Origin of the sequence: Psychroflexus sp. S27 (assembly GCF_002810405.1) — a bacterium.
Taxonomy (GTDB): Bacteria; Bacteroidota; Bacteroidia; order Flavobacteriales; family Flavobacteriaceae; genus Psychroflexus; species Psychroflexus halocasei_A.
Genome location: NZ_NEXQ01000008.1, coordinates 137910 through 153711, shown reverse-complemented (window position 1 = coordinate 153711; position 15802 = coordinate 137910). Strand labels below are relative to the sequence as shown.

Sequence of the window (15802 nt, the reverse complement as noted above, 5' to 3'; positions counted from 1 at the left end):
GAATTGTTTGAATTGAAAATTGTTTTTATTCTAAAAGCTTAAATTCGAATTTTGGATATCCTCTGTCTCCATCTTGGTTAGTTAAACTCAAAAAACGAAGTTTGTAATAGTTCCCATTTGGGTCTTGAACAACATAAAATGGTGATTGAAAAACCTGACCAGAAAAAACATCTCGCCAAGACTCGCCAATGGCTCTTTGATCTACTTTAAAAGCATTCTGATCAATATCATTTAATGAAAATTCGTTATAAGTTAAACTTGAAATTTCATCTGCTTTATATGCTTTTGCTCCAGCCTTCCTATTATGTAATACAAAATCTGAGTAGCCATAACTACCAGCATCTTCAATTAGATTTGTAAAAACTGTAAAATTGATATCCCAACGGTCCTTTTCAGGTTCAACGGAAACAAAATTTTCTGTATCAAAACTGAAAAAATTAAAATTATAAGCTGCTTTTTTGGGTATTGTGACTTCTTGATGTGTTTGAGCATTTAAGTCTGCGTATTGTAAAATGTAGGTATCATTAGATTTTAAAATTCTGATTTTTTTCCAGCCTCTAGGGCTTCCAGCTATATTCACCGAGCCTGAGTTTGCTGTATCATTACCTACTTCATAACCTAAGTTTAAGAGGTAAACTTTATTCTCGTTAGCTTCTAATTTTATTTCACTGATTGCTGTTTTTTCAAGACTACCATCAGGATGGTCAACATAGACCGCATTGGCAGGATCAAAAGTACCTACTGTAACTTTCGATTTTAAATGACTAACACTTTGCTCTGTAACTGCATCAATATCATTACTTTCTAAAGATTTTGCAGCCATATATATTGATGAATTTATCACAACTCTATCGTGATTTCCGCCATAAAAACCAAGATCCCAATGATCACGCTGAACTTTTTTCTGGCTTTTGCTACTTAAATCTACGTAAACCTGAAATTCTTCTGCTGGGCCACCTATTTCAGGACTTAAGCTTCCGCCCAAAGTTGGAGAAGCATTTACTTGATATTGTGTATTGCCTTGTATTTGAGAATTGAAATAATTGATTTGTGTGATTTTAAAGTCTATTTCAGATGTTTCATCAAGGTTTTGATTCAATTTTTGAAAGCGTATTTTCTGTGAGGTTTGTCCTGCTTCAATTAAAACGGAAATCTGACCATTTTCTGCAGGAGGCTGCGTCACAAAATCTTGACCGTAAACAGCATTAATTGTTTGCAAATCAATTAAAACCTGACCTTCAACTTCTGCTATATCTGAAAAAATTAAAGGAATGTCAAATTCATTTCCTGCTTCAAGATGATTTATCGATAACTCTTCAAAAGCAACAACAAAAGGGTCTTGCGTTAGCGTTTTATCATCACTGCAACTTGTAATGAAAAATGAAATAACGAGTATTTTAAAAAAATTAAAATCTAAAGATATCATGATGTTATAAGTTTAAATTATATTGTAATTTCAAAAAGTATGAGCGACCATAAGCTATACTTTGGGCACTTGGCGCATCTGAATGAGCGCCTCCACTAAAAGCTGTCGTATTAATGGAGTTAACATCTAAAAGATTACGTATGCCGAGTGTTGCCACCCATTGATTATTAAAAAATGATTTTTTAAAAGAAGCATCTAACCAACCATAAGCTTCCGTTTTTCCTTTGTCAAAAACTAAATCTCCGAGATCATTTTCTTTTTGAACAAATTGGTATTGTTGTCCGATATGTTTGAAATAAAGTGTAAAAGCTGCATCGATTTTTGGCAACTCATAATTAAGGTTTGCATTCATCTGAAAATGATATAAGTAATCATCTTTTACATTTTCACTTGAGTCTAATGTTTTAGAAACACCTTGAAGTGATAAGCCTAAATTTAACTGGATATTTTTATAAAAAACTGAGTTTTCGGTATAAATTCCATGTGTTTTAAAAGCATCAATGTTGGTGAATTTATAGGTTAACGGACTTTCACTCGCGATGCTTAATTCAATACGATCTTGAATATCAATATAAGATGCGCTGATTTTTGATTTTAAATTAATCTCATCAGATAATTGAAAATTCTTTTTTAAATGAACAAAAACAGAGTAACCTTTCTCAGGATTCAAATCAGGGTTTCCTTGCACATCGTGATTAACATCAACGAAGTAAGTGTAAAGCTCCTCGTATGTAGGTGTTCGGTTTGATGACCCAACAACGGCTCTTAACTGATAGTCATTATCGAAATTATATCTTGAACTTAAAGACAGCATATACTGCTCATCAAAAAGATTTGAAGTAGAGATTCTTGCTCCTGGACGTACAGAAAAACGCTTAGAAAATTGATGCTCTAAACTTGCAAAAAGATCATAATGATTCAATTTTTGTGAAGTTTCTTCATCTGATGATGCGACTGACATCGAAAATGGAGAGCCTTGACCTTTTTCCAAATTAACCTCATAACCTAATTGTAAACTTGTTGATTCTGTATTTAATATTTTACTGATAAAACCTCTTGAAAAGAATACTTCTCGCTCTAGGTATTGTGATTTTTTGACATTCGTTTTTTGATCTTGCCTAATCACATAAGTATAGCGTTCTAAATCTTTGGTTTGTTTTTGGTAAGAGGCTGAAAAGCTAAATGGCTTTCCTCTAAATATTTCGCCCGAAGCATTGAGATTATGCATCATTCTTAAATTTGTATAAACCTCATCTAAAGCTGTGGGTTGCTGAGTTTGCGTTGCTGGATTCTCGTTTAAGCTGACTGTTTTGTTATACTTAAATATGTCTTCGGATAAATAGTCAAAACGATAATCTAAATTTAAGTTTTCTAATGGTTTGTAATTTAAAGCTAAACGAATATTATGGTTAATTTTCGGCAACCATTCATGCCCTCTTTTGTTATCATTTTTATCATAAACTTCACCTTCTCTCTCATTCCAATAACCGCCAAAATCATTGCGATTATAACTTAAAGAAGTTGAAAATTTATCAGAAAAACCATGATCTATTTGCACTGATTGTACATGCTTCCCTTTTTTAAACCATTCATACTCACTACCTATGCTTTCTTCTTGCGCGTAAACACTAATTTTAGTGACATCAGTTGAAGGGTTTTTAGTGATGATGTTTAAAATACCAGATAATGCATTAGCACCATATTGTACGCCCATCGCACCTTCCACAAACTCCACACGCTTGACATTATCAATATTAATAAGTGATAAATCAACATTGTTGCCAACGCCTTCTTCATTAATCATTGGCACGCCATCAATTAATATTTTAAAATATTGACCATCTAAGCCAAACAAGCTTAAACTCGATTTTCCTGTTGATGGATTCGGTTGTATAGTTATATGTAAACTTTGTGAGAGTAAATCAGCTAAATTAGTCGCTGCTCGTCTTTCAATTTCTTTTTGCGTAATCACTTTAACTTCAAAAACAGACTTATCAACCGCCTGAGGGTTAAGCTGACCTGTAATCACTACATTCTCAAGAGTTTCTGTCCAAATTGAATCTTGCTCTTGTGCAAAAACTTGATTCGAACTGATGATTGATAGAAAAAAAATTAAAGAAAAACCTTTGAAATAGTTTTTATTTAGACTCATTATATTTAATTTTGACGCAAATATATGAATTTATATTCAATCTAAATAAATATTAAAAACAAATTTTTATGAAAAAAGTTAGCACTTTTATCCTTATAGTATTCGTGTTTATAGGGACTTCACTTAATGCTCAATCAAAACTCAAAAAAGACAGAGAGGCTATTAAAAGCATGTGCGGATGTTACGAAGTGACTTTTAACTTCGCAGAAACCTTTAATAATAGCGAGGACTCACTTTATCAAGCCTCAGCAAATAAAATTAGCAAAGGTCTAGAATGGGCTGAACTTGTAACAGACAATAAAAAAGAAATTGTTATTCAGCATATCTTACAAGTTGGTAATCCTCAAGATCCGATGATTGTGAAGCACTGGCGCCAAGATTGGCTTTACCAAAACACAGATTTTTACATGTTTGACCATGATAACAAATGGACTTATAAGGAGAAGTCAAAAAAAGATGTGAAAGGACAATGGACGCAAAAAGTCTATCAAGTTGATGACAGTCCGCGTTACGAAGGTACGGGAACTTGGGTTCACGTTGATGATAAAAACTACTGGGAAAGTGTGACTGACGCGCCATTACCAAGACGCGAATACACTAAACGCAGTGATTACAACGTCACAAAGCGTCAAAACAGACATGAAATCACAGATAATGGTTGGGTACACGACCAAGATAACGCAAAAATCATCCGTAAAGATGGTGAAGAAGATGTCATCCTAGCTTATGAAAAAGGTTACAACACATATGTCAAAGTTGATGATAGCAAATGCCAAGCGGCACGTGATTGGTGGAAAGAAAATAATGAAAAATGGGCAAAAGTTCGTGCAAAATGGGATGAAGTTTTTGAGAGAAATCAAGATTTAAGCCTTAAAGAAAAAGTTGATTTTAAAGTCATGTATAAATACTTATTTGATGATGAAATCAACACAGAGGAAGAAATAAGCACAACGATTGACAAGTTTATCAAATAAATAATACAGTACAAATGAGAATATCAATTCTAACTTTAATTCTATTGACAAGCCTTATAGGTTTTGCTCAAAAAAATCCGTTTACAGAGAGAGATTATTGGACAAACAATCCTTCTATTGAAAGCATTAAGGCCGATATGGCTAAAGGTCATGATATTTCTGCATTAAGCAGTAATTCATTTGATGCCACAACTTGGGCTATCCTCAGTGAGGTTGATGATCAAACAATTTTATTTTTGCTTGAGCAAAAAGGAAATGATGCCAATAAACTGACACACGATGGCAGAACATATCTATTTTGGGCTGCTTATAAAAACAATATCAAATTGATGGATCATCTTTTGAAAAATGGTGCAAAAACTAATTTAGTTGATGATCACGGTAACATTGTACAAACTTTTGCAGCAGGTGCAGGACAAAAAGATCCTAAGCTTTATGCTTTTATGCAAAAAAATAATTTGCCAATTACTGCGACTAATCGCAATGGCGCAAATGTGCTTTTGTTGCTGATGCCAAATCTTGAGAAAATCAGTGAAATCAACTTCTTAATCGATGCTGGTTTAGATTTAAAATCTACGGATCATGATGGCAATAATGCTTTTATGTATGCTGTTAGGAAAGGGAACATTTCTTTATTAAAAGAATTAATTCAAGAAGGCATCAACCCTAAAGTTGTCAACGAAAAAGGTGAAAACGCCATTTTTATGGCAAGTTATGGCGCAAGACGTCACAGCAATTCGATTGAAGTTTATCGATTTTTAAATAAACTAAACATAGAAGCTAATATTTCAAATTCAGAGAAAACAACACCTTTACACAATATCGCAAGAGGGACAAAAGACACAGAAATTTTTGATTTTTTCATTAACAAAGGTGTTGATGTCAATCAGCAAAACAGTAAAGGTCAAACAGCTTTAATGAATGCCTCAGCTTATAATGATATTTCTGTCGTTGAGTATCTTTTAAAGAAGGATGCTGAAATCAATTTAGCCAATCAAAATAAAAAAACAGCATTAATGTTAGCTACGCAAAGAAATTCTGCTGAAGTAGTTAAGTTTTTACTAGAAAAAGATGCAAAAATTGATATAAAAGACAAAAAAGGAAACACACTTGTTTACTATTTAATTCAAGCTGAAGGCTCAAAAGCTTTTGATAAGAAATATGATCTTTTAGTGAATAAAATCAATTTTAAAGGTTTACAAGCAAACAGAAATAACCTTTATCATTTAGCAGTTGAAAAGAAAAGTGAAAAACTTTTAGATTTAGCAAAAAAACATCAAGCTAAAATCAATCAAGTTAACGAAGATGGTTTAACACCATTGCATTTAGCAGCGATGACAGCTCAAAATCCTGAGTTTATCAAAGCAGTTCTTAAGCATGGTGCAAAATTAAATATCAAAACTGATTTCGAAGAAAGCCCCTACGATTTAGCGTCACAAAACGAATTGCTCAAAGGGCAAGATCTTTCATTTTTAAAATCTTAAAAAAATTGAACTCATGAAAAAAGTAATTTTTCTTTTTATCGGTATTTTCACACTCATGTCTTTTACAAATGTGAGTAACACGGATCCTTATAAATGTCTCATTCAAATGAAAAACTATTCTGGTGAAGGCGCATATATCGTGATTTCTCTTTTAGATGAAAATGATGAATATCTCAAAACAATTCACGTCAGAGGTGAAGATGATGAATGGTATCACGACATTGCTGAGTGGTGGGATTTTCAAGGTAAAAACAAAGCAAGTCTAGATGGTATCACTGGTGCAACAATTTCTGGTGGTAGCCGAGCTGTGACAAGTTTAGAAATTCACTCAGAGTGGATTGATAAAAATTACAGCTTAAGATTTGAAACTGCAGTTGAGGATAAAGCTTACCACCTTGATGACATCAAAGTTAAATTAACACAAGAATTACTCAAAGGACAAACTTTAAAAGGCGAAGGTTTTATCAGATTTGTCAAAATACTTCCTCAATAAATTATGTTTCAAAAACTTTGGCGATTCTCGCACCTCAGTCTGGCTTTGGGTGCAGGACTTTTCATCCTCTTAGCTTCAATAACAGGTTTGGTTCTTGCAACTGAACCTGTTTTTGAGCATTCTAAAGCGACAAGTTTTCATAATCTTGACGAACTTGATTTGGAAATGGCTTTACTCAATATTAAAGCTAAACATCCTGAAGTGATGAGCATTCATCGTAATGCTTACAACCAAATCAGTATCGAAACTTTAGATGAGAATTTTGAAAGTCAAAGTTTTTATATCAATCCTTTTACAGGAAAAAAAATTGCTGATTTTGCTGAGCGCTCAGCAATTTATGAATTCAATACCGTTTTACACAGATCGCTTTTTCTGAAATCTACAGGTCGCTTCATCATTGGTTTAGCAGCGATTTTTCTTATTTTGATTGTTATTTCAGGTTTTGCGCTTCTTTTGAAAAGATATGGCAGTTTTAGAAAGATTTTCAGCAAAGAAAAGTATGACGGAACTGCAGCTTATTGGCATAGTTTGGCAAGTAAGTATTTTTTAATTCCTTTGTTTATTATAGCGATTAGTGGTGCTTATCTCAGTGCAGATCGGTTTATCATTGAAAGCCAGCCACAAGATATTTGGGATTTTGAAGAAAATGAAATAGCAGCCGATGCTGGAATTTTAAAGCTAGAAGATATCACAGCTTTTGATGACATCCAAGTTTCTGAAATTCTACAAATCGACTTTCCTTTTGCTGCCTCATCCGACGAGTATTTTTATGTCAAGCTTGTCGATGCTGAACTTTTAGTGAGTCAAGTCACTGGAGAAACCATCAATCGCGTTTCTGAAACACCTGCTTTAAAAACTAAAAGATGGAGTTTTCATCTGCACACCGGCGATTTTAGTTGGTTATGGTCAATTATTTTAGGCTTGAGCAGTTTGGTACTTATTGGTTTATTTGTCAGCGGAATTTTAATTTGGTTAAAAAGAAAATATCAATCAAAAGCTAAAAATAAATGTGCAAAAGATGAAGCTGAAATCGTGATTCTGGTGGGTTCCGAAACTGGATCGACATTTGGATATGCCAGCCGATTAGCTGAAGCATTTATCAAAGCCAAAAAGAAAGTTTATGTCGCGAGTTTAAATCAGTATTCAAAATTTGAATCAGCTCAGCATCTTTTAATCTTAAGCTCAACTTATGGTGATGGTGAAGCACCTTATAATGCTTCTCAATTTCTACAAAAACTGAAAAACATCAATCAAAAAGCGCATTATTCTGTTTTAGGTTTCGGCTCAACAGATTATCCAAAATTTTGTGCTTTTGCTGAAAAAGTCAATCAAGAATTACACAAAAAAGAAAGTTTAAATTCTTTATTGGCTTACGCGACCGTTAATAAAAATAACGAAACAGAATTTATTAATTGGACGTCAGAATTAAGCCAGGTGTTGAATTTAGATTTGGAAATACAAGCTCCTAAAGAAGCACAAACCACTTTGAAAATTCAAGATATTTCTTGCTTAGATTGTGATCAGAATTTTACACTTTGTTTGAAAACAAAAAAAATAAATGACATTCAATCTGGAGATTTATTGGCCATCACGCCGAAAGCTGATGGTCGAGAACGCCTCTACTCAATTGCTAAATTTGATAATAAAGTCTTGCTCAGTGTCAAAAAACACGACATGGGTATTTGTTCAACTTATCTTTCACAATTAGGTAAAAACAAAAAGTTTAAAGCGAAAATCAGAAAGCATCCTTCATTTCATTTAGGTGATAAAAAGAACGTCATTTTCATCGCTAACGGAACTGGCATTGCTCCTTTTCTCGGAATGATAGATGAAGCGGAAACAGAAAAAGAAATGCATGTTTTCTTTGGGCTAAGAAAACCAGAATCTTTTGAATTATATAAAAGCTATTTTAATAGAAATCAATCAAAAATCAACAGTTTAAACCTGGCTTATTCTCGTCAAGAACAAAACTCACAGTACGTGCAACACCTTATTGCTCGACATCCTGAAACAATTATCAAATGTCTTCAGAACGGTGGTTGCATAATGGTCTGTGGCTCTTTAGCAATGGAAAAAGAAGTCAAAAACGAGATAGACAAAATACTTAAAAACAAACTCTTAACAAACATTAACAGCTTCTCTTCACAGATTCTTTGTGATTGTTACTGATATTTATATAATTTCGCAGCATGAAAAGGAAAAAGGCAAAATTATTTTCTAGCTTTCTAGCAAGTCTCTTGCTGGCAGTCATTTTGTTGCCTTCTGTTCATAGTTTTCATCATGAAGATGCTTTTAAACCTTCACATTGCGATGTCGAGCATACACATGTCAATCAGCTTGAAACACATTGTGGCATTTGTGATTTACAACTTCAGCCAATCACGCCAATTCAATTATTTTCTTTTGAGCTCATCATTCCTGATTTTATTAAGACTGATGTTCTTTCGGTTAAGAAAATTTACTTTTCTAAATCAGATTCATTTTTTCGTTTACGTGCACCGCCAGTCGCTTAATTATTCTACAGAATAAGCGATTTATTAATTTTTACAGGTTCACCAAACAATGAAACACAAGTTTTTTATGCTTGCGGCTTTACTGATGTACAGTTTTGCCAGCAACGCACAAAACCTCAAACTTAGAGGCGACGTTCTAGATTTAGACGATCAGCCACTTTACGGAGCGCACATCTATTTAGGCGACAAAACAGAAACAACAAATGATAAAGGTTTTTTTGAATTTAATTCTTTAAAACAGAAATCATATAGACTGACAATCAGCCACATCGGCTTTGAAGTTATAGACACAATTGTCAAACTTAATAGAGATTTAGATTTAAAATTTAATCTTAAAGAAGATGCGTACAATTTAGAGCAAGTATTGATTACTGCTCAGAAAAAGCAACGCCAAACGGCAAATACACAAATTGTTGAAGACGATTATCTGAAACAAGAATACACAGGTTCTTTGGCAACTTCCATGAGTAAATTACCCGGTATTAATGCGATGGAAATCGGTGCAGGAACTTCAAAACCTATTATCAGAGGTTTTAGTCTAAACCGTGTTGCGGTTGCTGAAAATGGCGTTAAACAAGAAGGCCAGCAATGGGGTGCCGACCATGGTTTAGAAATTGATGCGCTTGCAATAGACCAAATGGAAATCGTGAAAGGTATTGGTGCCATTGAGTATGGAAGTGATGCTATTGGCGGACTTTTAAAAATTAACAGTTTAAAAGCGCCTAAAGAAAATGGCTTGAAAGCTGACATTTTTGGTATTGCAAAATCAGTAAATCAAACCATAGGAACCTCAGCAGGTTTATCTTATAAAGCTGACAAAATGTTCTATAAAATTCATTTTACAGCGATGGATTTTGGTGATTACAGTTTGCCAACTGATGAGATTAATTATCTGAATTATGACATCCCGATTTATAATGAAAGACTGAAAAACACGGCTGGTCATGAAATGAATTGGTCTGGGCAAGTTGGTTACCAAGGCGAAACTTTTGAAAGCGCGATACACGTCAGTAATGTTTATCAAAAATCAGGATTTTTTCCTGGCTCTCACGGCATTCCTGATATTGAGCGAGTTCAGCCAGATGGCGATAGAAGAAATGTTGGTTTTCCTTATCAAAATGTGAATCACTTTAAAGTTTTGAATGATACCCGTTTACGTTTTGAAAATGCTGAACTTCAAGTTTTATTAGGATTTCAGGACAACCACAGACAAGAGTGGAGTTTATTTCACACGCATTACGCATCTCAAGAACCACCTAAAGTCGATCCTGATTTAGAGCTAGATTTCAGACTTAAAACTTATGATGCACAAGCAAAATTAGATTATACTTTTACTGAAAAACATTCAGGAAAAATCGGTGTGCAAACCAAATGGCAAGACAATAAGATTGATGGTTATAATTTTTTATTACCAGCTTATCAAACCAACAGTTTTGCTGCTTTTTACAAACATCAATTTCGTGCGAAAGATAATTTGCTTTTTGATTTTGGCGTTAGATTCGATTATAGCTCTATTGATATTGAACGTTATTATGATGATAATCTCTATAATTATTTAATCAATAAAGGTTCAAATTCAGCTGAAGCAAATACGTTTGCACTAAGGAGTCCTGATTTAGATAAAAATTTCAGTAGCTTTAATGCAATGGCTGGTGTGGCTTATGATATTAATGATCAATTCAGCATAAAATCAAACTTTGGAACGAACTTTAGGTTACCAACTGCTATTGAATTAGGTGCTAACGGAATTCATCATGGTTCATTCAGACATGAAAGAGGAAATAAAAATCTTGACGCCGAAAAATCTTATGTCATCGATTTAGATTTAGAATATAAAACAGATGATTTTATCGCCAAATTGAGTCCGTATGCTTACTATTTCAGCAATTATATTTTTTTAAAACCAACTTTAGAATTTTCAATTTTACCGCATTCAGGTCAGATTTATAGTTATGAACAATCTGAAGCTTTGTTAAGTGGTGTTGAATTGATGCTTGAAAAAAATTTCGATTTTGGTTTGCGCACTTTAGCTGTGGGTGAATATATCCGAAATCAGCAAATCACAGATTCAGGCAGCAGCGAATATCCTTTGCCTTTTACACCTGCAAACAACTTGTTTTTAGAAGTTGGGCAGCAGATTTTCAAAGAAAGTCAAAGTTTCTCTAAAACTGAAGTTTATGTCAATTCGACTATCGCGATGAAGCAAGACAGAATTGCGCAAGGTGAGAAAGTAACACCTGGTTATGAAGTTTTTGGACTTGGTGCAAAATCAACTTTGAAAATCAAGAATTTCGAAATGGATGTAAACCTTAGTGTTACAAATCTTTTTGATACAAAATATTACAAACACACGAGTTTTTACAGAAATTTAGAAATACCAGAATTTGGAAGAAATATTCAAGTGAATTTTAGAATACCTATCATTTAATGTTAGATATCACTAAACATATATCATTTGCTTTTACCGCCTTAATGGTATGGATGCAAATTGTATTTACAGGTCACTTTATTTGGATTGAACACGAATTTGATGCAGATCAACATTCTGTGACTTCTCAAGTTATTGATAAAACGTTAGGTCATCAATGTTCAGACTTTAATATCTCAAAACATTTGTACCTCGTTTTTTATAATTCTGTTGATTGCAATTTACCAATGGAATTAGTTAGTAAAAATCTATTCAAAAAACTTGATTTTTATAAAAAGAAAAAATATGAAGCATATCAACTCAGAGCACCACCCTCAACTTAACAATAACTCAACTTTATTAAATAAAATCAATTATAAAAATTTAAATTCAATAAAAAATGAAAAAATACATATATCAATCAATCGTTTTAAGTATCGCCATATTATTCACCGCTTGTAGCAGTGATGACGATAATGCACTTGACAATGAAGTGCCTACAATTACAGTTAATGTCCCTCAGCAAGAACAACATTTTGATCTTGGCGAAAAAATTATGCTCAATATTGAGTTAGAAGATAATGTCGCGTTAGCAGCATATCGTCTAAATATTCATCATAATGCAGATGGTCACACGCATGGTGTTGTTACAATGAGTGAAGATTGGGAGTACAACGAAAACATCACTTTAGAAAACTCACCACAAAGTTTTTTAGTAGAAGATGAAATAAACATTCCGACAGGTATTACTCAGGGTAATTATCATTTTGGAATTATCGTATTGGATAGCTCTGGAAATCAATCTGAAGCTTACGTCGATATTATAATTGGCGAACATGATCACGATCATCATGAACATTAAGAGTTAAGTTCAGCCGTGTTAGGCGAAAAAAGTCGGTTTGATATTAATCATAACCGGCTTTTTTTATTTTTAAAATTTAATCCATCAAACGTTGAAGGTATCCGTAATAATCTCCCTTTTTACCATCAATCTGAGATTTGAGTTCCGCTTTAGAAATCCATTTTTTAGATAAAGCAATTTCTTCTAGACAAGAAATTTTTAAACCTGTTCTTTTTTCAAGTGCTTTAATAAATTCTGTTGCTTCCGTTAAAGCTTCATGCGTGCCTGTATCAAGCCAAGCAAAACCACGATTAAGCGCCTGTAACTTCAACTTTTGTTGATCTAGATAAGCAGCATTGACTGAAGTAATTTCAAGTTCACCTCGATGTGAAGGTTTAACTTTTTTGGCAACTTCAATCACGGAATTTGGATAAAAATATAAGCCGACAACAGCATGATTTCCTTTCGGATGCTCTGGTTTTTCTTCAATACTTAAAACCTCTCCTCTGTCGTTAATCTCTGCAACACCGTAACGTCTCGGGTTGTCAACATGATAGCCAAAAATAACGGCCTCATCACTATTTTCAACTTTTTGTTTTGCATCAGCTAAAATGCCTGATAAACCAGCGCCGTAGAAAATATTGTCACCCAAAATCAAGCAAACATCATCATTTCCAATAAAATCTTCACCAATCACAAAAGCTTCTGCTAAGCCTTTAGGTTCTGCTTGTTCTGCATATGAAAGCTTCATTCCGATATCACTCCCATTACCTAATAGGTGTTTGAAATTTGGCAAATCTTTTGGTGTTGAAATAATCAAAACTTCACGAATATTAGCCAACATCAATACGGATAATGGATAATAAATCATCGGTTTATCATAAACGGGTAAAAGTTGTTTTGAAACCGCATGCGTTAAAGGATGTAAGCGCGTGCCTGAGCCGCCGGCTAAAATAATGCCTTTCATAAGATAAGATTTTGGTCTGCACGAAAATAAGAATTTATCCCTATTAATCGAGAATCCGCAAGACTTTATACTTCTGATTAAACTTTTCATCGAATTATAAATCTAAAAGTAAAACTAAATTTATGCGCTTATTAACTTTAGCATTTGTTCTATTTTTCGGAACTATTTATGCACAGGATGACTCATCAGATTCTTCTGATAAATTTGACAAAAAACTTGAAAAACTTAGCTCTCAAAAAGGTATGATCACCACTTATTTTGGTGAGAACAGTGAGCTGTTTTTTGAAATTCCAGATCATCTACTTAATAAAGATTTATTAATGGTGACGCGTTTGCGTCAACTACCTGCAAATTATTCTGCTTACAGAAATGCAGGTTCAAAAACAGCTGAACAGATGATTCATTTTCAAAAAAATGGAAATAAGATTGACATCATTCAGGTTTCGACAACCAATGTTGCTGCTGATGATGATCCGATTTTACTTAGCGTCCAACAAAATAATCTCAATCCGATATTAGCGAGTTTTAAAATTGAAAAAGAAGCTAACAATAGTTTTATCATTGATGTTTCAAAATTTTATAATGACGATTCTCCTTCATTTAACATCATTGGTGAAAGACAAAAAAAGGAATATAAAATCAGCGGTGTTGATAAATCAAGAAGCCGAATTGATGAAGTAAAATCTTTTCCTAAAAATACCGAAATCATTCATACGTTAACTTATAAAGTGAATAAGCCACCACGAGGTAATTCAACAAATACTTTCACATTTCAGATCAATCACTCAATCATTGAATTGCCTGAAGATTTGATGCCCGTTCGTTATACAGATCCACGTGTCGGATGGTTTTCTTTAAAGAAATACAATTATAGCTCTAATAAACTCAAATCTGATTCCTACACAATTGCGAAACGTTGGAGACTTGAACCAAAAGACAAAAAAGCTTATGCAAGTGGCGAGCTTGTTGAGCCTGTCAAACCTATTGTTTATTATTTAGACCCGGCTACACCTACAAAATGGATTCCTTAGTTCATCAAAGGCATTGAAGACTGGAATAAAGCCTTTAATAAAATCGGTTTTAAAAATGCGATTATCGCTAAAGTTGCGCCAACTAAAGAAGAAGATCCTGACTTTAGTCCTGAAGATGTCCGCTATTCAACTGTCAGATATGTCGCATCAACCACGCGAAATGCAGTTGGCCCAAGCGTTGCTGACCCAAGAACTGGTGAAATTATTGAGAGTGATATCATTTGGTATCATAACCATTTACGTTCTTACCGAAACCGTTATTTATTAGAAACTGGCGCTGCCAATCCTAAAGCAAGAACTCTGGATACTCCTGAAGAAGAAATCGGCGAAATGATGCGCCGTGTTATTTCTCACGAAATCGGTCATGCACTTGGTTTACCTCACAACATGAAGGCGAGTTCTGCTTATCCTGTAGATTCTTTACGCTCTGGAAAATTTACTCAGAAAAAGGGTATCGCAGCAAGTATTATGGATTATGCACGCTATAATTATGTGGCACAACCTGGCGATGAAAATATTCGTTTTATCAGAAAACTTGGCGAATATGATATGTACACTATTGATTGGGGTTACAGATATTTTGATAAAAAAACGCCAGAAGAAATCAAAACTATTTTAAAAGCAATGGTTGATGAAAAAAGTACACAGAAAATATACATGTTTGGCGGCAGAAATAATGATCCAGATTCTCAAACTGAAAATATTGGTGACGACCCTATCAAAGCCAGTTCTTACGGATTATCAAATCTAAAAATTGTCGCTCAAAACCTTGATAAATGGACAACACCTGAAGGAGAAAATTATGATGAGTTAGAAGAATTATACGGTGAACTTCTGTCGGTTTACAGACGTTACGTTTATCATGTTTCATCAATGATTGGCGGTGTTCATGAAACATTATTAAACAAAGGTCAGGACGGGACACCTTACAAAGTTGTGAGTGAAGAAGAGCAGCTTCAAGCTCTTGCATTTTTAAAAGAAAATGTGTGGACAACACAGAATTGGCTAATGCCAGAAGAGTTGGTTTCTAAATTTTCAAGTCGAGGCACTTTAAATCGTGTTGTAGGGATCAATACATCTTTATTAAAACGCCTTTTAAGTACTTCAAAACTCAATGCGATGCTCAACAGCAATGCAACTTTATCTGGTAAAGGATTAAATGTCATGAAGTTGATGAAGACTTTATCAAAAGACATCATGGACATGAAAAAGCCTGATCTAGCAGAGCGCCAATTGCAAGCGGCATTCGTTAATCATTTGATCGATTTGAGTGAAAACAAAAAATTAGCTGCTGAAGCAAAAGCTTATGTTGCAAAACAGAAAAAAGATTTAAGAAAAGATCTTAAGAAAAAGCAGAAAAACAATGATGACGTCTTGGCTGCGCATTTCCTTTATTTGCATGATGTTTTAAGAAAAGATGCAGAAAAATAGTTTTTAATAATCTATAGAAAACAATAAAAGCGAGGATGAAAGTTCTCGCTTTTTTTATGTCGTTTGTTTTCATGAAAAACACA

The 15802-nt window shown here is 33.8% G+C and carries 13 protein-coding genes; 10 read left to right on the top strand and 3 right to left on the bottom strand.

From position 1 onward, the window contains the following. Positions 1-25 precede the first annotated feature (25 nt). Together CAP47_RS01815 and CAP47_RS01810 are read right to left on the bottom strand one after the other, a co-directional pair. A complete protein-coding gene (locus CAP47_RS01815) occupies positions 26-1426 on the bottom strand; it encodes an HmuY family protein (protein WP_100775139.1) in 1401 nt (466 codons plus the stop codon). A 4-nt stretch (positions 1427-1430) separates the two neighbouring features. Next, positions 1431-3578: a TonB-dependent receptor plug domain-containing protein gene (locus CAP47_RS01810; RefSeq protein ID WP_100775138.1), complete on the bottom strand. Its 2148-nt coding sequence runs from the start codon at positions 3576-3578 to the stop codon at positions 1431-1433. A gap of 68 nt (positions 3579-3646) precedes the next feature. Here CAP47_RS01810 and CAP47_RS01805 point away from each other — a divergent pair, with 68 nt between their 5' ends. From CAP47_RS01805 to CAP47_RS01770, 8 genes are read left to right on the top strand one after another with little or no spacing between them, the layout of a single operon-like run. After that, positions 3647-4552, top strand: coding sequence for a DUF6607 family protein (locus tag CAP47_RS01805; RefSeq protein WP_093244338.1), 906 nt, complete (start codon positions 3647-3649; stop codon positions 4550-4552). A 14-nt stretch (positions 4553-4566) separates the two neighbouring features. Next, complete coding sequence (locus CAP47_RS01800) at positions 4567-6036, top strand: ankyrin repeat domain-containing protein (RefSeq protein WP_100775137.1); 1470 nt, start codon at positions 4567-4569, stop codon at positions 6034-6036. A gap of 13 nt (positions 6037-6049) precedes the next feature. Then, positions 6050-6529 (top strand): DUF2271 domain-containing protein, encoded by a 480-nt coding sequence (locus CAP47_RS01795; protein WP_100775136.1) that lies wholly within the window; start codon positions 6050-6052, stop codon positions 6527-6529. Positions 6530-6532: 3 nt separating this feature from the next. Continuing rightward, a complete protein-coding gene (locus CAP47_RS01790; RefSeq protein ID WP_100775135.1) occupies positions 6533-8698 on the top strand; it encodes a PepSY domain-containing protein in 2166 nt (721 codons plus the stop codon). A 20-nt stretch (positions 8699-8718) separates the two neighbouring features. Next, entirely contained in the window at positions 8719-9042 is a 324-nt protein-coding gene (locus CAP47_RS01785) for a hypothetical protein (protein WP_100775134.1), read from the top strand. A gap of 49 nt (positions 9043-9091) precedes the next feature. Further along, the gene (locus CAP47_RS01780) at positions 9092-11470 is read left to right on the top strand and encodes a TonB-dependent receptor (protein WP_100775133.1); all 2379 of its coding nucleotides are present in this window, start codon (positions 9092-9094) and stop codon (positions 11468-11470) included. Then, the gene (locus CAP47_RS01775; RefSeq protein ID WP_100775132.1) at positions 11470-11793 is read left to right on the top strand and encodes a hypothetical protein; all 324 of its coding nucleotides are present in this window, start codon (positions 11470-11472) and stop codon (positions 11791-11793) included. Before CAP47_RS01780 ends, CAP47_RS01775 begins: the two co-directional genes overlap by 1 nt. Positions 11794-11849: 56 nt before the next feature. Next, positions 11850-12311, top strand: coding sequence for a DUF4625 domain-containing protein (locus tag CAP47_RS01770; protein ID WP_100775131.1), 462 nt, complete (start codon positions 11850-11852; stop codon positions 12309-12311). Positions 12312-12387: 76 nt separating this feature from the next. On the opposite strand, the gene rfbA is transcribed toward CAP47_RS01770, so the two are convergent. After that, entirely contained in the window at positions 12388-13257 is an 870-nt protein-coding gene (gene rfbA / locus CAP47_RS01765) for a glucose-1-phosphate thymidylyltransferase RfbA (RefSeq protein WP_100775130.1), read from the bottom strand. Between the two features lie 122 nt (positions 13258-13379). Here rfbA and CAP47_RS12465 point away from each other — a divergent pair, with 122 nt between their 5' ends. Continuing rightward, the gene (locus tag CAP47_RS12465) at positions 13380-14288 is read left to right on the top strand and encodes a DUF5117 domain-containing protein (protein ID WP_238140929.1); all 909 of its coding nucleotides are present in this window, start codon (positions 13380-13382) and stop codon (positions 14286-14288) included. A gap of 3 nt (positions 14289-14291) precedes the next feature. Continuing rightward, entirely contained in the window at positions 14292-15719 is a 1428-nt protein-coding gene (locus tag CAP47_RS12460) for a zinc-dependent metalloprotease (protein ID WP_317042670.1), read from the top strand. The last annotated feature ends 83 nt before the right edge of the window (positions 15720-15802 follow it).